The 20,805-nt window shown below is 67.7% G+C and carries 19 protein-coding genes and 25 tRNA genes; 39 read left to right on the top strand and 5 right to left on the bottom strand.

The genetic code is table 11. The annotated features are described in order from the left end of the window. Positions 1–36: 36 nt before the first annotated feature. Positions 37–849 (top strand): hypothetical protein, encoded by an 813-nt coding sequence (locus BMY97_RS46550; RefSeq protein WP_143086434.1) that lies wholly within the window; start codon positions 37–39, stop codon positions 847–849. Positions 850–950: 101 nt separating this feature from the next. Next, the gene (locus BMY97_RS40940) at positions 951–1,160 is read left to right on the top strand and encodes a hypothetical protein (protein WP_091628435.1); all 210 of its coding nucleotides are present in this window, start codon (positions 951–953) and stop codon (positions 1,158–1,160) included. A gap of 110 nt (positions 1,161–1,270) precedes the next feature. Here the strand turns inward: BMY97_RS40940 and BMY97_RS40945 are convergent, their stop codons facing one another. Both BMY97_RS40945 and BMY97_RS40950 read right to left on the bottom strand, forming a co-directional pair. Then, on the bottom strand, positions 1,271–1,888 hold the full coding sequence (locus BMY97_RS40945; RefSeq protein WP_091628436.1) for a hypothetical protein: 618 nt from the start codon (positions 1,886–1,888) through the stop codon (positions 1,271–1,273). A gap of 35 nt (positions 1,889–1,923) precedes the next feature. Then, positions 1,924–3,690 (bottom strand): 3'-5' exonuclease, encoded by a 1,767-nt coding sequence (locus BMY97_RS40950; RefSeq protein ID WP_177231779.1) that lies wholly within the window; start codon positions 3,688–3,690, stop codon positions 1,924–1,926. Positions 3,691–4,316: 626 nt separating this feature from the next. On the opposite strand from BMY97_RS40950, the gene BMY97_RS47485 reads away from it, so the two are divergent. Both BMY97_RS47485 and BMY97_RS40955 read left to right on the top strand, forming a co-directional pair. Continuing rightward, on the top strand, positions 4,317–4,463 hold the full coding sequence (locus tag BMY97_RS47485) for a hypothetical protein (RefSeq protein WP_177231780.1): 147 nt from the start codon (positions 4,317–4,319) through the stop codon (positions 4,461–4,463). 530 nt (positions 4,464–4,993) lie between these two features. After that, the gene (locus tag BMY97_RS40955; RefSeq protein WP_091628440.1) at positions 4,994–5,359 is read left to right on the top strand and encodes a hypothetical protein; all 366 of its coding nucleotides are present in this window, start codon (positions 4,994–4,996) and stop codon (positions 5,357–5,359) included. 27 nt (positions 5,360–5,386) lie between these two features. Here the strand turns inward: BMY97_RS40955 and BMY97_RS40960 are convergent, their stop codons facing one another. Together BMY97_RS40960 and BMY97_RS40965 are read right to left on the bottom strand one after the other, a co-directional pair. Further along, positions 5,387–6,109 carry a hypothetical protein gene (locus BMY97_RS40960; RefSeq protein WP_143086435.1) on the bottom strand — a complete coding sequence of 241 codons (723 nt, stop codon included), beginning with the start codon at positions 6,107–6,109 and terminating at the stop codon, positions 5,387–5,389. Positions 6,110–6,194: 85 nt separating this feature from the next. Continuing rightward, positions 6,195–6,527 carry a DUF397 domain-containing protein gene (locus BMY97_RS40965; protein WP_218157001.1) on the bottom strand — a complete coding sequence of 111 codons (333 nt, stop codon included), beginning with the start codon at positions 6,525–6,527 and terminating at the stop codon, positions 6,195–6,197. 411 nt (positions 6,528–6,938) lie between these two features. On the opposite strand from BMY97_RS40965, the gene BMY97_RS40970 reads away from it, so the two are divergent. The 6 genes from BMY97_RS40970 to BMY97_RS40995 all read left to right on the top strand — a co-directional run bounded on the left by BMY97_RS40970 (position 6,939) and on the right by BMY97_RS40995 (position 12,549). Then, on the top strand, positions 6,939–8,087 hold the full coding sequence (locus tag BMY97_RS40970) for a hypothetical protein (RefSeq protein ID WP_091628444.1): 1,149 nt from the start codon (positions 6,939–6,941) through the stop codon (positions 8,085–8,087). An 82-nt stretch (positions 8,088–8,169) separates the two neighbouring features. Then, on the top strand, positions 8,170–8,601 hold the full coding sequence (locus BMY97_RS40975) for a hypothetical protein (RefSeq protein WP_091628446.1): 432 nt from the start codon (positions 8,170–8,172) through the stop codon (positions 8,599–8,601). 348 nt (positions 8,602–8,949) lie between these two features. After that, entirely contained in the window at positions 8,950–10,032 is a 1,083-nt protein-coding gene (locus BMY97_RS40980) for an AAA family ATPase (RefSeq protein WP_091628447.1), read from the top strand. Positions 10,033–10,562: 530 nt separating this feature from the next. After that, positions 10,563–10,805 (top strand): hypothetical protein, encoded by a 243-nt coding sequence (locus BMY97_RS40985; RefSeq protein ID WP_091628449.1) that lies wholly within the window; start codon positions 10,563–10,565, stop codon positions 10,803–10,805. Between the two features lie 239 nt (positions 10,806–11,044). Next, the gene (locus BMY97_RS40990; protein WP_091628451.1) at positions 11,045–11,848 is read left to right on the top strand and encodes a hypothetical protein; all 804 of its coding nucleotides are present in this window, start codon (positions 11,045–11,047) and stop codon (positions 11,846–11,848) included. Positions 11,849–12,075: 227 nt separating this feature from the next. Further along, the gene (locus BMY97_RS40995; protein WP_091628453.1) at positions 12,076–12,549 is read left to right on the top strand and encodes a hypothetical protein; all 474 of its coding nucleotides are present in this window, start codon (positions 12,076–12,078) and stop codon (positions 12,547–12,549) included. 54 nt (positions 12,550–12,603) lie between these two features. Here the strand turns inward: BMY97_RS40995 and BMY97_RS41000 are convergent, their stop codons facing one another. Further along, the gene (locus BMY97_RS41000) at positions 12,604–12,963 is read right to left on the bottom strand and encodes a hypothetical protein (protein ID WP_143086436.1); all 360 of its coding nucleotides are present in this window, start codon (positions 12,961–12,963) and stop codon (positions 12,604–12,606) included. A gap of 478 nt (positions 12,964–13,441) precedes the next feature. Between BMY97_RS41000 and BMY97_RS41010 the strand changes: the two genes are divergently transcribed. The 29 genes from BMY97_RS41010 (at position 13,442) to BMY97_RS47520 (ending at position 20,767) form a co-directional block, all read left to right on the top strand. Next, positions 13,442–13,906 (top strand): hypothetical protein, encoded by a 465-nt coding sequence (locus tag BMY97_RS41010; RefSeq protein WP_143086437.1) that lies wholly within the window; start codon positions 13,442–13,444, stop codon positions 13,904–13,906. Between the two features lie 198 nt (positions 13,907–14,104). Beyond that, a complete protein-coding gene (locus BMY97_RS41015) occupies positions 14,105–14,893 on the top strand; it encodes a deazapurine DNA modification protein DpdA family protein (RefSeq protein ID WP_091628461.1) in 789 nt (262 codons plus the stop codon). 299 nt (positions 14,894–15,192) lie between these two features. Next, the gene (locus BMY97_RS47490) at positions 15,193–15,333 is read left to right on the top strand and encodes a hypothetical protein (protein ID WP_177231782.1); all 141 of its coding nucleotides are present in this window, start codon (positions 15,193–15,195) and stop codon (positions 15,331–15,333) included. Positions 15,334–15,426: 93 nt separating this feature from the next. After that, positions 15,427–15,496 (top strand) — tRNA-Trp (locus BMY97_RS41020). A 147-nt stretch (positions 15,497–15,643) separates the two neighbouring features. Then, positions 15,644–15,726 (top strand) — tRNA-Tyr (locus tag BMY97_RS47495). Between the two features lie 5 nt (positions 15,727–15,731). Further along, positions 15,732–15,804, top strand: a tRNA-Arg gene (locus tag BMY97_RS41025). A gap of 35 nt (positions 15,805–15,839) precedes the next feature. Then, positions 15,840–15,912: transfer RNA gene (locus tag BMY97_RS41030), tRNA-Gly, on the top strand. 33 nt (positions 15,913–15,945) lie between these two features. Next, positions 15,946–16,017 (top strand) — tRNA-Glu (locus BMY97_RS47500). A 14-nt stretch (positions 16,018–16,031) separates the two neighbouring features. After that, positions 16,032–16,105, top strand: a tRNA-Arg gene (locus BMY97_RS41035). A 38-nt stretch (positions 16,106–16,143) separates the two neighbouring features. Then, positions 16,144–16,216 (top strand) — tRNA-Asp (locus BMY97_RS41040). Positions 16,217–16,291: 75 nt separating this feature from the next. After that, positions 16,292–16,368, top strand: a tRNA-Pro gene (locus BMY97_RS47505). Positions 16,369–16,398: 30 nt separating this feature from the next. Further along, positions 16,399–16,471 (top strand) — tRNA-Glu (locus BMY97_RS41045). Between the two features lie 104 nt (positions 16,472–16,575). Next, positions 16,576–16,647, top strand: a tRNA-Phe gene (locus BMY97_RS41050). A gap of 62 nt (positions 16,648–16,709) precedes the next feature. After that, positions 16,710–16,783: transfer RNA gene (locus BMY97_RS41055), tRNA-Leu, on the top strand. Between the two features lie 13 nt (positions 16,784–16,796). Then, positions 16,797–16,869 (top strand) — tRNA-Thr (locus BMY97_RS41060). A 40-nt stretch (positions 16,870–16,909) separates the two neighbouring features. Further along, positions 16,910–16,985 (top strand) — tRNA-Leu (locus BMY97_RS41065). A 3-nt stretch (positions 16,986–16,988) separates the two neighbouring features. Further along, positions 16,989–17,060 (top strand) — tRNA-Gln (locus BMY97_RS41070). Between the two features lie 20 nt (positions 17,061–17,080). Further along, a tRNA-Gln gene (locus tag BMY97_RS47510) sits at positions 17,081–17,148 on the top strand. Positions 17,149–17,152: 4 nt separating this feature from the next. Beyond that, a tRNA-Leu gene (locus BMY97_RS41075) sits at positions 17,153–17,237 on the top strand. 9 nt (positions 17,238–17,246) lie between these two features. After that, a tRNA-Ser gene (locus tag BMY97_RS41080) sits at positions 17,247–17,338 on the top strand. 115 nt (positions 17,339–17,453) lie between these two features. Then, positions 17,454–17,543: transfer RNA gene (locus BMY97_RS41085), tRNA-Ser, on the top strand. 1 nt (position 17,544) lies between these two features. Next, positions 17,545–17,617, top strand: a tRNA-Lys gene (locus BMY97_RS41090). Positions 17,618–17,651: 34 nt separating this feature from the next. Next, positions 17,652–17,725: transfer RNA gene (locus BMY97_RS41095), tRNA-Lys, on the top strand. A gap of 14 nt (positions 17,726–17,739) precedes the next feature. Next, a tRNA-Arg gene (locus tag BMY97_RS41100) sits at positions 17,740–17,812 on the top strand. A 10-nt stretch (positions 17,813–17,822) separates the two neighbouring features. Continuing rightward, positions 17,823–17,895, top strand: a tRNA-Asn gene (locus BMY97_RS47515). A gap of 652 nt (positions 17,896–18,547) precedes the next feature. Next, positions 18,548–20,158: a TROVE domain-containing protein gene (locus tag BMY97_RS41105; protein WP_091628463.1), complete on the top strand. Its 1,611-nt coding sequence runs from the start codon at positions 18,548–18,550 to the stop codon at positions 20,156–20,158. Positions 20,159–20,317: 159 nt separating this feature from the next. Further along, a tRNA-Val gene (locus BMY97_RS41110) sits at positions 20,318–20,390 on the top strand. Between the two features lie 30 nt (positions 20,391–20,420). Continuing rightward, positions 20,421–20,493: transfer RNA gene (locus BMY97_RS41115), tRNA-Val, on the top strand. 202 nt (positions 20,494–20,695) lie between these two features. After that, a tRNA-Cys gene (locus BMY97_RS47520) sits at positions 20,696–20,767 on the top strand. Positions 20,768–20,805 lie beyond the last annotated feature (38 nt).

Genomic DNA, 20,805 nt, shown 5'->3' on the forward strand with positions numbered 1-20,805 from the left:
CAACGGCAGGGTGGTAGGGAATCATGAGGGGGATCGATGGGCTCGAACAACATCGCCGTTGGAATTTCAGCCCTCAGCGCGGCCTTCGCGTTCGCGAGCTTGTGGATCTCAGCGCTGTCCTACCGCCGCGGCCGACCTCGCGCCGTTATTCGCAGCTCCGGCGTCGTCACCGCAGTCTCCGGTGACTGCGCAACTCAGCGCGAGGAGTTGCAGGTCCACGCCCTGCTGGTCAATCGCGGACAGTCCCGCGTGCAGCTGGCTGATCAGCCTGTGGTTCTCGAGTTCCAACGAGCCCGTAGCCGCCGTCGAGCATTTCGGCGTGGCCGACCGGACGGCCCGCCCGTGTTCATCTCGATCACCACCCAGCTGCCACGCGCGGACATCGGCGGGTTCGAGGGTCTCGAAATCTCGGGCGCCCTGCCGGACGAATTCGTCACTCGCGCAGCTGGAGACGCATGGCTGTGCCAGCTACGCCTGCGCGTCAAGCTCAGCACCGGCGACGTGGTTGTCGGCCGGTGGTTCCCACCGCCGACCGGAGCTGAACGCTCAATCGAAGGCCGGCGGGACGAACTGCGACAGGAAACGGGCCCGGCGATGCGAGACCTCGTTGAAGCCCTTGGCGGCGTTCCCGGCGGGACGATTTGGCTAGCCAAACTGCGCGGAGAAACGCTGGCCGACTACGTCCAGCGCGTGCAGAAGAAGCCAACGTGGTTCGCGATCGCCCGGATCATCGATGTCCTCGAAGCTCAGAAAGGCGTGCCTGCACCTGGACTCGAAATCTGGAAACGACGCTGGAGCACGTCGTTGGCCGCAGCGAAGACAGACGACGAGCTCCGAATCGAGCGGTGATCTGTCCGCCGCAGGTGACGCCCTGACGTCAGGGAATAGCGCACGGTCGGAATAACTGCTCTTCCCCAGTTGCCAACGGCGAGTTCGTCTACACCCCCGGTGTGGAGCATCGCACCGGGGACATCAACCACGTTGGCCGCGAGGTCTTCCACGAAGTCATCGATATCGAGCCCGGGTCGATGAAGTACATGATGTACGGGCCCGGAATGAACCACTGGGGCTACCTTGATGCCGATGGCAACTACACCAAAGCTGTACCGCCCAAAGGGTTCCTGACGCGTCTGAGTGAGCTGAACCCGCACCAGAGGTAGCGGGTCACCGGCCGTTGTTTGCGGGCAGGGGACGGCGATGGACCGCGTAGACAACGAAGTGATCGCTGGCGCCTTGCCTGGCCGGAGGGGTTTGCCGCTGGTCGACGCGTCTACTTGGGAGCCTCGATGGCCCAGGTCCGACGCAGCGCCTCGTCCGCCACCGCGCGCAGCCGTTTCGGCATCCCCGTCCATGCCGGAGTGCCGCGCCAGGTTTGATCCGATGTTGCACGATAGGCCAGCACGACACCGGTCGTGCTGTTGGGGAAAAACGCTCGTTGCCCAGTCATCCAGGCTATTGGGTTCTGTGGGCGGGCGACGAACGGCCCCATCACCGGCATGTTCCGTTCTGGGCTTCCGAGCTGATCGGCGGACGGATCGATCAGTACGTCGGCGTTCGGCGACCTCAAGATGAGGTGCCCGTCCCACGCCCTGCCGGCGGCGACGAGCGGCAGGGGTTCCTCTCCGGGCATCGGGTCGCCGACTCCGAACGAGAACCCCCTGCACTGGTCCTGAGGGACGCCGGATGACATGTCGGCCCACCACTGCGGGCAACACGCCCAGGCTCCGACGGGCTGCGGCTCGAACCGTAGCCCGTGCGCGCGGAGTACGTACTCCATCGCGCGGGTCGTCTCCAGGCATGTTTGCACCTGATACCCGGCGTCCAGAATGTGTTGCCGCACAATCAAGGCGGCGTGCTCCAGCCACACCGTGGACACGGTCTTGCTCACGCTGGTTCCTCCTGTGATGGGACGTGGTTACTTGGTCACGGTGCGGTCATCCGCAGCAAGTGTTGGCGGGTCTGCTGGACGTCGCCCAGGGCGCGGTGGCCGCCGCCGTTGCGCAGCAACCGTCTGGAATAGGCGTGTTCGGACCGCGGCACCATCACATCGGCCCAGTGCTCAGTGTTGGCCAAGCGGCTGCGGCGCATCCCGTGCCGTTCGCAGTCGAACGTGATCACGTTGCGGTCGTAACTTGCGTTGTAGGCCAGCACAATCTTGCCGGCCGTGGCGCGTAGTAGTCTCTTGTAGACGATGGGCCAGGTTGGCACGCCTGGGGCGGTCACCTCGCTGTCGGTGATGCCGTGCACCGCGTAGGCGCCCGCTTCGATCGGCACGCCCGGGTTGACCAAGGTGTCCAACAATGTCCGGCCCGTGCAGGCGTCAATCACGGCGATCTCGCACACCGCGCCGCCCAGCGACACCGTCTCGGTATCCAGGATCACGGCGACGCCCTGCTCCAGCATGGCGCGGGCGAAGTTGACGGCGGCGCCGGCGGCTGAGCCGATCGTGATCGACTTCCGGTGCGGCGTCAGTTCCGGGCGGGAGATGAGCGAGGCCATCACCTGGTCCCGGGTCAGGGCGGACTCCGGGGTGCGCTCCCAGTCGATCTCCCACGCTTTCGCCCCGGGCCGGTACCAGCCCCACACTTCGACGCCGTGAGCGTCGCCGAGGTCGCGCAGCCAGCGCCGCAGCAGGGTCGCGCGCTCCGGCGGGCGCTCGGTGACCAGGTCCCACAGCGGGGATCGCTGGCCGGGGCCGATTTCACGGACCAGGTGCCAGACCGAGTTCTCGGCCAGGGACTCCACATCGCCGGTGCGATACAGCGGGATGGTGATCCACTTCTCCCGCCCGACCTGCTTCTCGTGGCTGTCTACCGCTCCGATCAGCTTGGCCTTGACCGCGAGGTCGAAGTGCCGCCGCGCGCCCTGCACGTCGAGCAGGTTCTCCAGCAGCGACGCAGCCGCGTCCGCGGTGATCGTCTGCTCCGCCCGGACCCGTTCCCGCAGCGCAGTGTCGGTGCGCAGCCGTTCGGCCAGGGCTTCGACATCGCCGGTGCGGTAGTGGGGGCCGGTGAACGAGTGTCGCCGTCGACCGTGCATCGCGGGGGCGGGTCCGGTCGTGAGCAGGCCGAGCGTGACCGCCGCCTCGACATGCCGGCGCCCGTCCTCAACGTTCAGCACCCGCTCCAGCAGCAGTCCGGCCGCGACCACGGCCATGGGCCGGTCCGCATGAACGCGCTCGCGCAGCGCGATGTCGGCACGAAGCCGTTCGGCCACCTCGTTCGCGATCCGCCAGTCCTGGCCGGCCCGCACACCGCGCTCCGCCAGGACCGCGTTCAGCTCGTCCCGGCTCCAACCCAACTCCTGCGCCAACTCCTGGACCGGCATCGAGGCGTTCTCCCAGCCCAGCCGAGCATCTACGACCTCGGTGACCAACTTGGGCGGGAGGGCGTCGACCTGAGCAGGGGCGTAGAGGTCGTAGCCCTTGAACACCTCGACCGCCGTCAGGTGCCCGGCCTGTACGAGAGCGGCCACATCATCGGCCTCGACCGGCCGGTCCAGGCGCGCGGCCAGCCGAGAGGCGCACTTGTGCAGGCCCACCGGGCGTTCGGCGCCGAACCGCTGCACGATGCCGGCGACCAGCCCACGCACCTGCTCGACCTGCTCGGGCAGCCAGCCACGGGAGTGATCCCGGGCCGGGATCATGCCGGCCTCCTGGGCGCGTTCAAATTGCCAGCGGGCCAGGCCCACCTCGTCGGCCAGGGCAAGGGGGCCGAGGTAGCCGCGTGTGCTCGCCGTCATCGGTGTTCGTCTCCTCCTGCCCGCAGTCGTCTGACCACGTCCTGTCACCGGTCGGAGGGAGTATCGCAGGGGGGACCGACAAGATCGGGTTGCGCGCCAGCGCGAGCGGGCAGCCAGCCGGAGTCGTCCCTGCTCGCTCAGCGCCTCGCCGGAGCGCGTCGCCCTCCAAAAGTGACTGGACATGCTGGGTTCAGGACACGCACCCGTCGGACCAGCCCCAGCCCGACTGCTGTCCACTCTGAGCAGGTTCACTGATCTCGACGACCGCTCGACCGTCGCTCGGCGACCTGGACACCCGTCGCGACATGAGGGCTCGCCGACGCTGGCAGGCCCCGCCGGCTGCGCCCGAAGCCCCGCCAGCCCGCGCCGACCGGGGGAGACCAGCCTCGCTGCGCTCGGTCGCCTCCGGCGATCCCACCCCGGTCGGCCGAGCGCGGCACCCCGGCCGGTCCGCAGGGCCTGCCCTGCTGACGTTGCCCTCAAAACCACGACGGCCGCCAAGGGGTCCCGATCTCGTTAATCGATCAAGGCGGGACTCAGTCAGTCAATGGCAGTCTCTACGTTGAAGGAGAGAAATGAAGCTGAAGAAGCTGGCCGAAAAGAAGTGCATCCACGACTTCTCTTTCATTCTGAACTCGAGCGTGCCGTCCGTAGCGGGCAACTGCTTCTACCACGGCGAGTTCGACTCGGCGGACGGCGCGTGTCCCCGCTGCAACGACTGATCCCACTTCCACGATAGGAAAGGCTGCAATTTAGCCGTTCGGGGCGCCCTCTGTATTCAAATACGCAGGGCGCCCCGCACTGTCAGAACGTCGGCGGGATGAGATTGCCGGTTCGACCTACCAAGGCACGCTGACGTCGCGTTTCGAGCCCGACGACTGGGCTTGGCGCGCTCGGCGAAACCGTGATCCCGCAGACCTCATGCTCGCCCGCCTGCATCACGCCAGCCCTTCGCTCGCAAGCGCGCCCTATCGAACGGTGAGACCACTGTGGACATGCGCGGTGCGAGAACACGCCACTTGTATGCCAACGAAATCTTGCGAGAGGGAATGATGTCGATCCGATCATTGAGCACAGTCATGACAACGCGGCAGCCCTGCGGTTGCCATTGCGTGGGCGGGGCCGGGCGCCGGTCCTGCGCAAGCGGTACCCCGACGGGCTTCCGCGGACCCACTGAGCACCGGGGCGCCCGGTGAGCCGGCACGGCTGGGTTCGCCTCGGACAAGACACGCGTACCTGCGAAATCTGCGGGATGTCGGTGGAGCGCAAGCCCGACCGACAATTCGCGTGGTCGCTGCGCACCGGCAAAGCCGTGCTCGTCGACGAAGTGCTGGTCTCGGCCGGCCAGTCAGCCACCCTGAAGGCGCTGCCCGGGTGCACCGGTGCTCAGCGACAGACCGCGGACGGCCAGCCCGCCCGCACCCGGTTCGGGGCGTTCATCCGGCTCGCCGGAGTACGTGAGGTCCTTCGGATGACGCCGTCCGGGCGAACCACCGACGACGAGGGAAACGCCGCGGTGTTCCCCGATGAGCAGTCGGCGCAACGTCGCGTCGAGCAGTTCCTGCCGCAACTGGAGCAGCAGTACCCCGGCAGCGACATCTGGACCGCGCCGCTGTAGTGCCGATCGGCGATGTGCGGGCCGAGCTCAGAGAGCTCGCTGCCCGACGGCGGACCGCCGACGACGCGCAGGCCACGCCTGCAGGCGAGGATGGAGCGTCACCAGCGAGTGGCGAACGTCCTCGGCCGTGTTCTCGAAGGCCCGCACATCGTCGTCGAACAGCTCGTACACACCCAGGCTCGGCGGACCAGGTGGTTCCGGCCATCGCGACACCAGCTGCTCACCGGCGCTGATCAAGCGCGTGACGAGTTCCGCGAACCCCCGTGGCCCGCCACGGGGGCACGCGCGGCACCAGGTCATCACATCGTGGACAGCGTCGATCAGATCAGCACGGCCGTCCGAGCGGACGCGCAGGAAACACACCAGCTCGGTGTGCAGAGCAGTGACGGAAGGGTACGGATCGTTGTTCAGCCGCGGGTCAGAGACCAGCAGCTGCGCGTGAACAGCGCTGATCTCCGCGATGAACCGGTCAACGGCGCGTGCGCAGTCCTGCGGACGCTGGCGGACCATGTCGTCGTGGGCCCAGCCGCCGAGTATGAGAGTTTCGCAGCTCTGACCCGTCCGGATGGCCAGGCCGATCACGTCCGCCGGGGAATCGGATCCGATGACGTCGACGAGCGCGTTCTGCACCTTCCTCGCGATTGCCACGGCAGCAGGCCCAGACAGCGGCCGGGCAGCGTCGGCCAGCAGGCGAAGCACATCGGCGAGGGCGACGTCCGTTCGCTCCCGTTGTCGCTGGAAAGGCCTCATCGCAGCACCGTAGCGCTCTGGCAGGGCCGTGGCCCGTCAGCCGGTTGCGGATCGCTGGTGGGGCGGCTTAGCGGGTCTTGGCGGGTCATCCTGTGGGGCCGGCGTCGTTCTCGGCACGCTGTCTACGGCGCTCGAGCACTGCGTCGGGGTTGAAGTAGCCGGTGGAGGCTCGCTTCGCGAACAGCTCCCACTCGGTCGGGGTGTAGGTGATGACCAGGTCGTCGGCGTCGTCAGGGGGCGTCTTGCGGACCGCGGTGTAGGTGACGCCGTCGGTGTGCGGCACGAATGCCACCTCGATGACCTCAACGCCGTCCTCGACATCTTCACCGCCCTGCCAGTGTGCGTCGGTCAGGTCCAGGTGGCCGATGACGTCACCGCTCTTGCTGTAGATCGGCGCGCTGGTCCTGCGCATCTTCATGGTCCTCACAGTTCTGCTGGTCAACCGAGCCCGAAGGTATACCCGACCGCGTCCACGCTGGTCCGACCTACCCGCTCATCAGGCCCGAGCGCGGATTCACCCGCGCCGGTCGTGACCCGGTCCCCACGGGCTGCGGGCGATCGCACGCTGGACCACCGTGCCGGCTGCGCCCGAAGCACCGCCAGCCCGCGCCGACCGGGGGAGACCAGCCTCGCTGCGCTCGGTCGCCTCCGGCGATCCCGCCCCGGTCGGCCGAGCGCGGCGCCCCGGCCGGTCCGGCCTCGGTGGTCCCCGGCGAGTCGCGCCCCGCTGCCCGCGGGGGACCAGCCGCACCCATGTCCGGGGCGGCAGTCCTGGCCCGGCGCCCGCCAAAACGCCGGATCCCCACAGAACCGAAGGAGCACCACCGCGATGACCACCGTGGAGTCCGTCCTGACCACACGCAACGCCAACCTCCGGGACATGGCGAACCTCCTGGAAATCCAGGAAGACCGCAAGCTCGACATCGTCCGCCCCGCCAGGGACCTGCGGATGGTCGATGGTCGCCTGGAGATCGACGGGATCGGCGAGCCGACGATCACCGCCAGCGGCGTCACCCGCGGCGCGCTGTTCGTGCCGACCGCCACCTGCGACCGCGGATTCGCCGAGAAACTGGGCATCCCGGTGAAGTACCTGCGCGACATGCGCGCGACCGGGAAGCTGGCGCTGCTCGATCACAACGTCAACGAGTGGCTGTCCGACGAGCCCGAGAAGCGGTTCCTCACCCGGACCCTAAAAGGCGGCGGCAACCTGCCCGGCGTCGCCCGCGCGCTGTTGTCCGAAAACTACCGGTTCGTTGACAACCTCGACGTGCTGATGGCGATGCTGGAGGGGATCCGGCTGGCCGGCGTCCACGTTGACGTCAACAAGTGCGACCTGACCGAGACCCGGATGTACGTCAAGGTCAGCTGCCCCGAGGTCGCCGCGCACGCCCCGGCGCTGCTGCGCAACTACACCAGCCCGTTCACCGGCCTGCGCGGCGCCGACAACCCGCTGGTGTTCGCCGGATTCGTCTTCAGCAACTCCGAAATCGGACACGGCAGCTTCTCCATCACCCCGCGGATCGTCGTTCAGATCTGCGACAACGGCATGACCTTCACCCAGGACGCCATGCGAGAGGTCCACCTGGGCGGCAAGCTCGCCGACGGCGTGGTCCGCTGGAGCTCCGACACCCAGGCCGCCGCGCTGGACGTGCTGATCAAGCAGGCACGGGACGCGGTCACCACGTTCCTCAACCCGGCCTACGTCCAGGCCAAGATCGCCGAGGTCGAGGCAGAGGCCGGAATTCGCGTGCGCGACGTCGACGCGACCCTGGAGTACGTCGGCAAGCAGCTGCGGTTCACCGAGACCGAGCGCAAGACGATCCTCGACCACTTCTTCGACGGTGGCGACCGCACCTCCGGCGGTGTCCTGCACGCGGTGACCAGCGCCGCGCAGACCCTCGACAACGCCGACCAGGCCTACGAGATGGAACGCCAGGGCCTGCCCGCGATGCGCCACGCCGCGGCCTTCCAGCGCTGACCCACCCACGGGCCGGCCGGGACGTCCCGGCCGGTCCGTTCAGCGCCAAGCCAACATCCCCCTCAAGAAAGGGAGATTTGCCATGTCCCGCAACACAAAGCGCTGGGGTCTCACGATCCGGTCCGACGATCGAACCCCGTACATCGTCCGAGCGGCCCAGCAGTACGCCGGACTCCCGCAGCACGGCCTGGTGCTCGGCGTGTACCAACGCACGACCGAGGCTGGCTACTCGATCCTCGTCAAGCCCTGCTGCGTCGACGACCTGCGGGATCTGCTGGACACGCTGCTAACGGCCGAGCCAAGTGCCGCAGTCGAAGTGACTTTCCGAGAACACGATCAGTACTACGGCGCCACCCTGCACATCAACAACTCGCCTGACGGACTGAGGTTCCGCGTCAGCCGTGGCGACGCCTACCCCAAGACATCCGGCACCGCGCTGCTGCAACCGTCCAGCGTCACGGAGTTGCGGAACGGGCTCGCCGAATGGCTCAGCTCCAACGAAACAGCCGGATGATGATCGCACCCTTGCACCGATCGCAGCAGGTGTCCGTCCCCGGCCCGACGCGCTCGTGACGTGCGCGGTGCCGCCTGGTGGAACCCATACGGATCCCGCCGGGACTGGTGATCTGCGTGAAGCCGATCAGACCGCCGCCAGGTTCGTGGAGATGAACCCGGCCCGAAATGCGTGGGCCGGGTTCATCTCCACCCCTTCGGGCCCGGCACGGCCTGATGTTCGGCCCGCAGATCACCTGCCCCGCGGCCGAACCCGTCGGCGACGTTTCGCCAGCTTGTAGGAGGCACGGGGCGCGGTGATGTCGCTGCATCAGCAGCCATCCACCCCTTCCTGCGAAAGCGAGCGCACATGCCTGCTTCCACCATCGTTGTCTCTGGCGGCCAGTTCCGCCTCTACGACGACTCCGTGCAGACTTTTGACCGGCTGCCGGTGGCTACCTACGCCATCAATTTTTCCAAAATGGACGGATACAGCCTCCGCCAGGTCGCCCCGCTCGCATCCGGTGACGAAACTGTCTACGGCTCCCATGTACAGCGCGTGGATCGCATTGTGCGCGCCTACGTAGCCATGGATCGATCCCTGGGAGTGATCCTCTCCGGCGACAAGGGCATGGGTAAGTCACTCATGCTCCGGATGCTTGCCGAGCACACCCGCGAGCAGCTGGAGCTGCCTACGATTCTCGTCCAGCACTCCACCCCGGGGCTGGCGTCCTTTTTGGACGACCTAGGTGAGGTTGTCGTCGTCTTCGACGAGTTCGAAAAGGTCTTCGGCAGCAACGGTGAGGACGAGGCGCAGACCCAGTTCCTTTCCCTCTTCGACGGACTGAGCGTGACCAAGCGCCTCTATGTCCTCTCGGTCAACGATTTGGGACGGGTCAACGAGTTCATGCTCAACCGCCCCGGCCGCTTTCACTACCACATGCGGTTCGCCTACCCGGACCCTGAGACTGTCGCCACCTACCTGCGTGACCAGGTGTCCGGGATCGCCGCGGCCCAGGTCGACGAGGTGGTCGAATTTTCGCGGAAGTACGACCTGAACTTCGATCATTTGCGGGCCATAGCTTTCGAGCTGCGCCGAGGTGAACCGTTCGCCGAGGTGATCGGTGAGCTCAACATCAAACGCATTGAACGCCCCGACGCTGCCGTCGAGGCCCGCATCATGTGGCAGGGCGGCGAAAGCGACGTCATCACCGGTTCCATCGACCTGTTCGATCGCGACGGCGTGCAGGCGATCAACGACTACGAGATCGACGTGACCTTGCGGTTCCGCATGCGGGATGCCGTGTCGACCAAGGACGGCTACCGGCTCAGCGCTGGAAGCTTCGAACTGGTCGACATGCGAAGCGAGCACAGGAAGGCTCAGGAAGCCGAACTACCGGCTGCCGTCTCCGTCGTTCTCAGTCGATCCCGGAAACGCGCGATCGACTTCTGAGGCAACCGCCGCCTGGCCCGCCGAGGGGCTGAACCATCTCCTCGGCGGGCTCCTTGGCCTGGTAACGCAGGTGCCAAGGGAGGTCAGCCGCGCCTCGATGCGGCCAGAAAGCTCACCAGCATGGCTTGAGCAGCCGATCACAGCGATCCCGCCGGCGTTTGTCCTCACTGGACAGCGGTCAGGACTTGTCGATGTGCGCGAAGCCGATCCGACCGCAGGCCGGAATCTCCGGCGCCCTCGTCGGGTTTGACGAATCCACCCGCCACCGCTTCCCGCTGTGGCCTGACCGAGTGCGGCCCGGCGGCTCATCTTGCAGCCGGGCGGGATTGCGGACGTCCGAAGTAGAGCACGACCCGGACGAGGCGCGCGGCGATGAACCCGCCCGGCCGGGCGGGTGACGGTCCTCGCTGCGCTGCGGGCCACCCGCCCCGCCGAGCAGAACCCCCGCCGTCCTACGGACCTCGCCCGCACCGCGCTCGGGCTGTGCCCGTCCACAACGAACCCCGTCCTCTGCCTGAAGGAGCCCGCCGATGAGCTTCAACTTCGACAAGCTCACCACCGAGATCGTCGCCGACTGGGCGCTCGGAACCCTCGAGGAATGGCTGGAGGGCTGGACCGCGCCCCAGGATGACGTGCCCATCCAGTACCGGGCCCGGCCGCAAGACGACGGCACCTGGCTCTTCGAGCCGATGACCTACAGCAGCGAGGGCTACCGCGAGCGGCCCGTCCAGCGATTCGAGGTCCGGATCGCCGTCACCGAAATCCAGCCTTAACCCGTCTTGAACCGTCGGTTGTCTCCCGGAAGTGACTGGGAGACAACCGATCCTGTTTCCAGGCGTAGCTCTTCCTTTGTCCGGCGCGCATGCGCGGACCGGCAATGGCAGCAGCCCCGGCGGGGCGGGGCAAGGCCAGCGCCGCTGCGCGGTCGGCGCGCGCGCCGAGCCTTGCCCGCCTGCCGCCGCCCCCGCTGCCTCGCCCTGGTCCACGCATCGCGCTGACCAGGAGGAACCGCATGCGCACCACCCTTCCCGTCGATGACACCGTCCGGGAAATCCTCGCCGAATCCCGCATCGAGGGCCTGTACCTGCACCTGCCGCCGCGTCAGCTCGACCGCAAGGTCTACACCGCCGTCAACGCGGTGCTCGAACGCATGGGCGGCACCTGGAACCGCAAGGCGAAGGCACACCTGTTCACCAGCGACCCCGCGGCCGCGATCAACGCCGTACTCGACGGCGGCACCATCGCCGCGGTGCCGAAGGTGATCGAGGCATTCTTCGCGACCCCGGCCGACCTCGCCGAAAAGATCGTCACCGAGTCCGACATCGTCGACCTCGAAGCCGGAGCCGAGGTCCTGGAACCCTCCGCGGGTGACGGCGCCCTGGTCCGCGCGATCCTTGCCGCGAACCCCGGCGTCCGGGTCACGGCGATCGAGCCCAACGCCGAGCGCGCGGCCGCCATCGGCGGCGATCCGCGGGTCGCTGTCGTGTGCAGCACACTGGAGGAGTTCGCCGAGACCGCACCGCGCGGGCATTTTGCGGCTTGCGTGATGAACCCGCCGTTCTCGATCCCCGGACAGCCCACGGTCTGGATCAACCACGTGCTGACCGCGTGGAACATGATCGCCGCCGAAGGTCAGCTCCTGGCGATCGTCCCGAGCGGCTTCACCTTCCGCCAGGACCGTCAGCACGAGAACGTCCGGCAGCTGATCGCCGCCTACGGCGGGCACGAGGAACTGCCCGAGGACGCGTTCGCCGAGTCCGGGACCCGGGTGCGCACCGTGCTGCTCCACGCACACCGCACCGACATCACGACGTGACCAGCCGGCTGGTGGCGGATCCCCGGGTCGGGACCCGCCACCAGCAGCTCCGATCCGTCGGCGCCGACTCCACCGTGCCCCTGGCTCGCGCGGACTTCCGACGACAGCAGACCACCTCCAGGCGGGACCAGGGCGCTACGCGCCGCTGACGCGGAAACCCTTGCCCGCCTGGAGACGGCCCGCTGGGCGCGTGACCGTCCACGCCCTACCAGCAGAGGAGCACGTCGATGGGCCGCGCAACACACACCGCTACTCACACCGACGCCGAGAAGCCCGCACGACGAAGCTCTCGCCACGTTCCCCGCCTGATCCTGGTTCCCGCGATCGGCGCGTTCTACTTCACCTCTGCCTGCGGCCTCGACCTCCTGGACAACACACCGGAGGAGTACGACTACGTCGCGATGTGCACCGACTCCCGCACCGGCAACCGGGTCGAGGACGATCAGTGCAGCACCGCACCCCAGGAGTTCAGCGGCGGCACCGAGCCGAGTTTCCTGTGGTTCTACGTACCCACGAGCGGCGGCTACACCGCTCCACCGGTCGGTCAGCGCATCGCCGGAACTGCCGGCAGCTACACGACGCCGAAGACCGGCAAGGGCGGCGCACCCGCCATCCAACGGGGCGGAACACCCCGCTCTGGTGGAGCGATCACCCGGGGCGGTTTCGGGAGCTCGGGCAAGGCCGGAAGCGGAGGCTCGTGACGCCGTTGGCCGGCCTCCACGTAGCTGCGGCGAATACCGGCGATCAGCCGCAGCTCACGCAGGGCGCCGGCCCCTGACGAGGCCAACGCCCCGCCACAGCGCGATCACCACGAGGATCACGGCCGCCAAGGCGCGCGCTCCGAGCACCAGCTGCTCCCAGGGTGCTTGCGTCGGGCCGCCCAGCAGGGGCTCTGAGCCGTAGACCAGCGCCGCAGGCACATTCGCCAGCGCAACCAATACCGCGATCACGCCACCGGCGGCAAGCTGCCGGGAATGCGCAAGCTGCCGTGCCGCCAAGCCTTTCCAGAGATCGGGCAGCAGCGGCTGCCCGGTTGTGTCGATCCTCTTCCGGGCAAAGCCCGCGACGATGATCGCCAGCATGCCCAGCACCAGATCAACGACGGCCAAAACCACCACTGAACTGAACCCCCCTCGATGCCTGCTGTCTCCGGCCCCCGCACCGGCTGGTCGCAAGACCCGGCAGTGCCAGCGCATCGCCACCCTATCTATCCGGCCTGCGGAAACCCGGGACACGATGACCGGTGTGTTCACCAAACACCGGCTTCCGCCTCGCTGCTGCGGGGGCGGAAGCAGAGCCACCTCTGGAGGTGCGAACTGACGCTCGAGGTCAGCACGCCGATCCGGGGGCACGCGGCGATGAACCCGCCCAGGTCACTCCGGCGACGGTCCTCGCTGCGCTGCGGGCCGCCGGAGTGACCGAGCCGAACCCTCGCCGTCCTGCGGACCCCCGGGCCGGCGTGCCGAGGCCACGCCATCAGCACGCCACCACCGCAGAAAGGCGGCCCCGGCCATGCAAACCCTTCGCGACCTGTTCCAGTCCGATGCCACCAAGAGCATCCCGATCCGTCCGTCCCGATCTCACGCGCTGGTCGTGATCGACAGCCGCGGTGTCAGGATGCTGGACCACCCGGTCGCCGGGGTCCGCCGCTCAACGCTGATGGTGCAGGGCGGACACGGCGATCTCGTGCGCAACAAGCCCAGGGTCATCGCGGAACGACTGCTCACGCTGCCGGATGTCCTTCCCGAGGAGCAGCGCGGCCACGACTACGCCGAGGTGCCGTTGGTCCAGCCTGACCAGCTGGAGAGCGACGACTACACCACCTGGTCGATCATCCCCCGTCTGCTGCTCGTCGACCAGATCGGCGCCAGCAGGGCCCAGTTCACCATCACGAGTCCGGTGGCATCCGACGTCGACACCTTCGAACTGACTCCGCCGCGGTGGTGGCAGCTCGTGCGGGCCCTGGTCTCCCTCGATTCCTGGATGACGCGACTGAGCCGCGAAATGGACGCAGCTGCAGCAGAAGCACGCCGTGCGGCACTGGCCCCGGTGGCCTAGCGAGAAACCAGGGGACACCCGGCCGAAAGCCGGCTGCCGCCCGGGTCCAGGCGCCGGCCCACGGTAGCCGACCGCGCACTGCGGCGGCTCCTGCACATGCGCGCCGGTGCAGGCGCAGTCGGCATGCCGGATGGCCGCGCCCGACCCGGGCGCGGCCATCGCCGGACTCCACGCCGGCAAGCCGGTGAGGAGCATCCCGTGCCCGTGTACCTCGGTGCCCCCGATCCACAATGGATCGGTGTCTGCGACCGCCCGCTGATGGTGTCGCACAACAGATTGCGCCGGATCAAAAGCGCGTTCAACCTCCCCGTCGCGTACTCGGCGCCGTGGATTCTCGACTCCGGGGCCTATGACGTCATCACTCGTCACGGCAGCTATCCCGACGACCCCGAGACCTACGTTCGCGCCGTCCGGACCTACGACGTCCAGATCCGGAACCTCCGCTGGGCATCCAGCCAGGACTACCCCTGCGAACCGGAGGCGCTGGCGAAGACCGGGCTGACCGTGCTCGAACACCAGCTGCTGTCCGTCCAGTCGTATCTGGACCTCACCACCTGGTGGAGGCGGCTCGCGCCGCAGCGGCCCTGCCCGTTCCGCCTCGTGATGCAGGGCGACACCGTCGAGTCTTACGTGCGCTGCTGGGACATCGCCGGTGAGAGTGGCGTCGACCTCGCCGCGGTCGACGTCCTCGGCGTGGGCTCAATTTGCCGTCGTGAAAGGACAGACCTTCCCGAGATCGTCGACATCGTCGCCGCGCTGCGCGAGCGCACCACAGCCCGGCTACACGGCTTTGGCGTGCACGCCGAAGCGATCGGCCTGTTCGACGACGTCGACTCGATGGCCTGGAGCAAGGCAGCGCGCGCCCGCCGCGCGAAACACCCCCGGTGCACTGCGTTCCACCGCGTCTGCTCCAGCTGCCTGGTCTACGCCGAGGACTGGCACGAGCGCGTGGCCGCACGACACGCCGCAGCCCGCGCCGGTGCCTGACCGAGGCGCCCGGCGTCCCCGCGCGAAGCATCGCCACCGGCCCCGCAGGCCCGCAACCCTCGCTCGCTCGAAACGGGTGTGACAGGCCTGCGGGGCCGCTGGCGGTCGGCAAGCGCACCCGGCGGCCGGCGGGTCGGCCGCCGGGGTCGGCTTCGCAACGTCGATAGAGTGCCGATCGCTATAAAAATGTGTCCCATCCGGGGAACAAGATGCGGCAGCGAAACTTTCTACTAAATAAGATTGACGTCGAACGCCTGTCTGGGTGATGATGAATGCACACCAGCAACGAAGGAGTGGTCATGACGAACATGCGGGAGCGAGGGACGCAGCGCCAGTATCTGGCCGCCGCGATCGCTGTCGTGTGCCCGTCGAACGACCACAGGAAGACCTTCTCCTGGAAGGAACAGGACCTTCTGAGCGGCGCAGGCTCCCCACCATGACGTAGGACTCGTCATGTCAAGGGAGCCGCCCATCGGGAAACCGATCAGGGCGGCTTTCTCTATTTAGCGCGCCCGAAAAAACAATTAATTCCTATCGGCGAGCTTGCGGAAGCGCGGCGGTCTCCAAAACCGTTTGCCGGGGGTTCGACTCCCTCCGCCGGTGCTTGACGCTGCCCATTTCGATGAGCAGTGCAGATCTTTGATACTTACACAGCGGAGCAGACATTTTCCCAAATGCTCGTCACCGTCGCCTCACACGCGGCCAGGGCGAGCACCGGGTCCGGCCGTCCACGGGCGACCGGACCCACTCGGTGGAGACGGGGCAGCGGAGCCCCACCCGGCTGTAAACCGGACGTCCATGCGGCACAGGGGGTTCGACTCCCTCCTCCACCACTTACGCCCCTGTAGCTCAGCGGACAGAGCCGCGGCCTCCTAAGCCGTCACGCGCAGGTTCGACTCCTGCTGGGGGCACGTGCGCACGGTCGTCGTCCGGCCGGGCGCGATCTGCGGTCGTGGTGAACTCGGCGGACACGTCGGTCTTCCAAACCGAAGCAGAGGGTTCGATGCCCTCCGGCCGCTCGCAGCACGCCGGCACCGCAAGGCGCCGGACAAGGCCGATGCGACTGCTGGCTAGGTCACCGCCCTTTCAAGGCGGGGGACCGGGATCGATACCCGGATCGGCTACGCACCAACGATATGCCCCTGTAGCTCAGCTGGACAGAGCGCCGCGCTACGAACGCGGAGGTGCCAGGTTCGAATCCTGGTAGGGGCACTGGCCGACGCGCTCACCGAGCACGCCGGCAATTTCAAGCTCACGTGGCCCAGCGGCAACGGCAACTCCCTGTCCAGGAGTCGATCGCGGGTTCGAGTCCCGTCGTGAGCGCAGGTTCGACAGCCCGAAGCCGGGCCACCGAACACGAACGCCGTGACAACGCAGCCGCTGCGTCACGGCGATCACCGGGTGCGAGGGGCACTGGCGACCCCACCTGATTTGGGATCAGGAGTCACCGCGTTCGACTCGCGGGTACCCGACCACGATCGCCGCCGTGAAGGCGGCTTCCCCATGGCGCGTTGGTCCAGTTGGCACGGACACCGGCTTCTCACGCCGAAGACGCGGGTTCGATCCCCGCACGCGCTACGCGAGGGGTCCCGGCTCGTCACCGGGTCCCGAGGGTGACCCCCTCGGGGTGGAGGGCCTGCCTTCGGGCACGGTGCTCCAGCTCCAACAGAACTTCCACACTCGGCTCTTTAGCTCAAGCGGCAGAGCTCCGGCGTGAAATTCCGGGGATCAGGGTTCAAGTCCCTGGGGAGCCACTCATGGTCGACCAGAGCTTCGGCACGCCGGGCAACATCGCCTCAAAGGCACTTTCTGTCCCGCGGCTCTAGCCCAACTGGCAGAGGCACCTGGTCGAGAGCCAGCACAGTCGGGGTTCGACTCCCCGGAGCCGCACGTTCACCACCATGCCTCTTCAGCTCAGCAGGACAGAGCACCCGTCTCGTAAACGGGAGGACCGGGTTCGAGTCCCGGAAGAGGCTCGTGGTCGCATCCGGTCGCCGTAGCGGCCGGTGCGACGACGCCCCTGTAGCCCAACGGCAGAGGCAACGCGCTCAGAACGCGTCCAGTCCAGGTTCAAATCCTGGTAGGGGCACCACATTCCCGGTTGGTGTAATCGGCAGCACGACGGACTTTGGATCCGCCAGCCCAGGTTCGATCCCTGGACCGGGAGCCGACAACACAAACCTCTGATGCCCGTTGGTCCAGCTGGCACGGACACCGCGCTCTGACCGACCGAGGTTCGAACCCTCGACTGGCAGCAAGGCCCCTGTGGCGGAACTGGCAGACGCACGCGGCCCAAACCCGCGCGCCCGCAACGGGTTTGCAGGTTCAACTCCTGCCAGGGGCACACAAACTTGGAGGGCTGGCCGAGCCAGGCAAGGCACCGGGCTGCTAACCCGTGGTCCGGGACCGAACATCCCGGCGCGCGTTCGAATCGCGCGCCCTCCGCGCACGACAACGAGGTGGAGCATGGCGGTCTGTGCAGCGCTCTGATGAAGCGCCGGATCAGGTTCGACTCCTGACACCTCGACAACCACGACAACGGAATCCCGTTGCCGTGCCTGGAGGATTGGCCGAGTCCGGTAAGGCAGCCGTCTCGAAAACGGTGGTCGGCGTGATGAGCGCCGCGCAGGTTCAACTCCTGCATCCTCCGCAGGTCGCTAGCTCAACAGGCAGAGCAGTCGCCTCTTAAGCGACGGGTACGGGGTTCGAGTCCCCGGCGACCTACTCCACCGACGTGCCCAACCGCGCGCCGGCACTCGGGCCGCTAGCTCAACAGCGCAGAGCAGTCGCCTTTTAAGCGACGGGTTCAGGGTTCGAGTCCCTGGCGGCCCACCGCGCACGATCTCGCCCTCGTGGTCCAACGGAGCACGACACCGGTGTCCGAAGCCGGAGACGCAGGTTCGACTCCTGCCGGGGGCTCGTAGCCCATTCCCTTGAGGTGTAAGAGGTTGCACACCCGGTTGTTACCCGGGAGGCACCAGGTTCGAGCCCTGGCGGGGGAGCACACACCTGTAGCGGCTGTGGACGCCCGGCAGGCGGAGTCCCACGTCGGACCCGTCAGACGGCTTCCTGCACGGCGGCCTGGATGTGGACGCCGGACGGCAGCAGACCGGGACAGGCACGTCGACGATGAACCCGCGCCCGTCCACCTGGGTGAGACAAGCCCCTTCGGGGTCGCCTCCGGCGATCACACCCCAGGTGAACGAGCCGGAACCCCCGCCGATCCGCGCGAGCGCGGACCTTCCCCCGGCCTGCTGGGCTGCGCCCGTCCACACGCCAGACCACCGACGAGGAAGGCCGACAGCGACGGACCGGACGCGGAAGCTCCCCCTCCCGCAACCGAATCCGCCGCCGGAGGCTGCGGTCCGGAGTGGACATGCAACTCCCGTTGCGAAGCCCCACGGTTACTTCCCCGCATTGGAAATCCAACACCGTAGGGCGACTTGATCTCGGGAGTCGCGACACGTTCAGACGAGGCCCGCTGCGAAGGCGAGGGTTACTTCACGCCATGAGCGGGTTACGGGTTCGAGTCCCGTCCAGGCTGCGGTCTGGTAGCTCAACTGGCAGAGCGGCTCAATACAAGCACCTTCGCCGCTGTGATCTCGGGCCTCGTCTGAACCTGTCTGTCGGCTCCCTCGACCCGAGAGAGCCAGCATGTCGAAGTTCAACACGCCCCGGACCCGCCCGGCCGCGACCTCACCCATCACCTCGGAGACGTCGCCGAGTGGCCTCACCTTTGAAGGCGCCGCGGGCTATGCCCGTGCCCTGCAGTCCGAACTCTTTGTGCTCGCGGTCAGCAACATGGTCGGTGAGCACACCTTCTACGAGTCCGCCGACAACCGCGACACGCGCTACGCGGAGCTCATCCGGGCAGCGGCGGCGAACGACGCCGACTGGACCGCCCGGTTCCTGCGCTGGCTGCGGCAGGACGCGAACATGCGCACCGCTTCCATCGTCGGTGCGGCGGAATTCGTCAAGGCACGCCTGGACCTCGGCGAGGCCAGCGAGTCCGTCACCAACCGGTCGGTCATCGCATCGGTGCTGCAGCGCGCGGACGAACCCGGCGAGCTGCTCGCGTACTGGGCTGAGATGTACGGGCGAGCCTTCCCGATGCCGGTCAAGCGCGGCGTTGCGGACGCCATCCTGCGCCTGGGCACCGAGTTCAACTACGTCAAGTGGGACTCCGAAGGCCGCGGGTACCGGTTCGCCGACCTGCTGAACCTGACCCATCCCGGCGACCGCAAGGGCAGCGCCCAGCACATCCGCGGCGACTGGCAGCACGACCTATTCGGCTACATCGTCAAGAAGCCGCACCAGCCCGACATGCCGGCGCCGACGTCGCTGCCGCTGCTGACACGACGCCAGGCACTGCTGGACATGCCGGTCGACGAGCGCCGCACGGTCTTGGAGAACCCGGACCTGCTGCGCGCCGCGGGCATGACCTGGGAATCGCTGGCCGGCTGGCTGCAGGGCCCGATGGACGCGGCAGCATGGGAGGCAATCATCCCGTCAATGGGGCTGATGGCCCTCGCGCGCAACCTGCGCAACTTCGACAACGCTGGAGTTTCCGACGCCGTCGCCAAGCAGATCGGGGACCGACTGGCCGACCCGGAACAGGTCGCGAAGTCGCAGATGTTCCCGATGCGGTTTCTCTCCGCCTACCGCTCGGCGCCGTCGCTGCGCTGGGGTTGGGCGCTCGAGCAGGCAATCGGCCACTCGCTGGCCAACGTTCCGCGGCTGGACGGCAAGACCCTGATCCTGGTCGACACCTCCAGCTCGATGCAGGAGGTGTTCAGCAAGGACGGCACCCTCGCGCGATGGGACGCGGCAGCGGTCTTCGGGCTCGCACTCGGCAGCCGCTGCGCGTCGGCAGACATCGTGTCGTTCTCCAGCGGCGCCTGGAGCCGCACCGCCACAAAGGTGTTCGACCTCCGGCAGGCCGAGTCGCTGCTGAAGGCAGTCGAGCGATGGGACGCAGGCGGATTCTTCCTCGGCGGCGGCACCGACACCGAAGGCGCGCTGCGGACCCACTTCCGCGACCACGACCGAGTGGTGATCCTGACCGACGAACAGGCCAGCTACGGCGACGTGGGGCACGTGCTCCCGGCCTCCACACCGCTCTACACCTGGAACCTCGCCGGATACAAGTACGGCCACGCACCCAGCGGCGGCCGCAACCGCCACACCTTCGCAGGCCTGACCGACCAGGGCTTCGCGATGATCCCGCTGCTGGAAGCAGGCCACGACACGAAGTGGCCGTTCTGACACGGTGACCGACGACAGGTGGCTGCCCGAAACCCGGGCAGTCACCTGCCGGCCTCGACCGCACAACGGGGGACGCGCCGGTGCGCAGACGATCCTTGCAAGATCGTCGTGGAGGGTTCGACACCCTCGTTCTCCACTACGCCACCCACAGGTGGCCGAACGCGTGTAGCTCAGCGGCGAGAGCGCCCCGCCCACACCGGGGAAGCCCCAGGTTCGAGTCCTGGTACGCGTACAGCCCCATCCGTCACCGACACGGTGACGACGTCCTGTAGCTCAGTTGGCAGAGCATCCGCGCGACATGCGGAAGGCCCCAGGTTCAAACCCTGGCGGGACGACTGTGACCGAGGCCGAAGAAGACGAGGCCCTGGATTGTGGCTCCAGGCGAAGCCGGTGCGAGTCCGGTCGGTCACCCCATTCTCGTCTCGGGCGCCCCGCGACGACGACGCGCGCGGTTCGGCAACCAGCTGGGCCTCATAAGCCCGGCCGACGTGGGTCGGCACCACGGCGCGCGACAACCGGTCAGCCCATGCTGACTCCGGCCCGTGTCATGACGGTCGTGAGGCGGCCTGCAAAGCCGTCGTCCACCGGGTTCGACTCCCGGACGGGCCTCCCGGAAATGCCCTGCTCCGCTGTGTCGCCGTGATCCG

Origin of the sequence: Amycolatopsis saalfeldensis (assembly GCF_900110575.1) — a bacterium.
In the GTDB taxonomy this organism is placed as follows: Bacteria; Actinomycetota; Actinomycetes; order Mycobacteriales; family Pseudonocardiaceae; genus Amycolatopsis; species Amycolatopsis saalfeldensis.

Coding starts and splice junctions, on each gene's coding strand:
- BMY97_RS46550 (WP_143086434.1), top strand. CDS start 37: ATGGGCTCGAACAACATCGCCGTTGGAATTTCAGCCCTCAGCGCGGCC.
- BMY97_RS47485 (WP_177231780.1), top strand. CDS start 4,317: ATGAAGCTGAAGAAGCTGGCCGAAAAGAAGTGCATCCACGACTTCTCT.
- BMY97_RS40955 (WP_091628440.1), top strand. CDS start 4,994: ATGTCGGTGGAGCGCAAGCCCGACCGACAATTCGCGTGGTCGCTGCGC.
- BMY97_RS40960 (WP_143086435.1), bottom strand. CDS start 6,109: ATGAGGCCTTTCCAGCGACAACGGGAGCGAACGGACGTCGCCCTCGCC.
- BMY97_RS40965 (WP_218157001.1), bottom strand. CDS start 6,527: ATGAAGATGCGCAGGACCAGCGCGCCGATCTACAGCAAGAGCGGTGAC.
- BMY97_RS40970 (WP_091628444.1), top strand. CDS start 6,939: ATGACCACCGTGGAGTCCGTCCTGACCACACGCAACGCCAACCTCCGG.
- BMY97_RS40975 (WP_091628446.1), top strand. CDS start 8,170: ATGTCCCGCAACACAAAGCGCTGGGGTCTCACGATCCGGTCCGACGAT.
- BMY97_RS40980 (WP_091628447.1), top strand. CDS start 8,950: ATGCCTGCTTCCACCATCGTTGTCTCTGGCGGCCAGTTCCGCCTCTAC.
- BMY97_RS40985 (WP_091628449.1), top strand. CDS start 10,563: ATGAGCTTCAACTTCGACAAGCTCACCACCGAGATCGTCGCCGACTGG.
- BMY97_RS40990 (WP_091628451.1), top strand. CDS start 11,045: ATGCGCACCACCCTTCCCGTCGATGACACCGTCCGGGAAATCCTCGCC.
- BMY97_RS40995 (WP_091628453.1), top strand. CDS start 12,076: ATGGGCCGCGCAACACACACCGCTACTCACACCGACGCCGAGAAGCCC.
- BMY97_RS47490 (WP_177231782.1), top strand. CDS start 15,193: ATGACGAACATGCGGGAGCGAGGGACGCAGCGCCAGTATCTGGCCGCC.
- BMY97_RS41105 (WP_091628463.1), top strand. CDS start 18,548: ATGTCGAAGTTCAACACGCCCCGGACCCGCCCGGCCGCGACCTCACCC.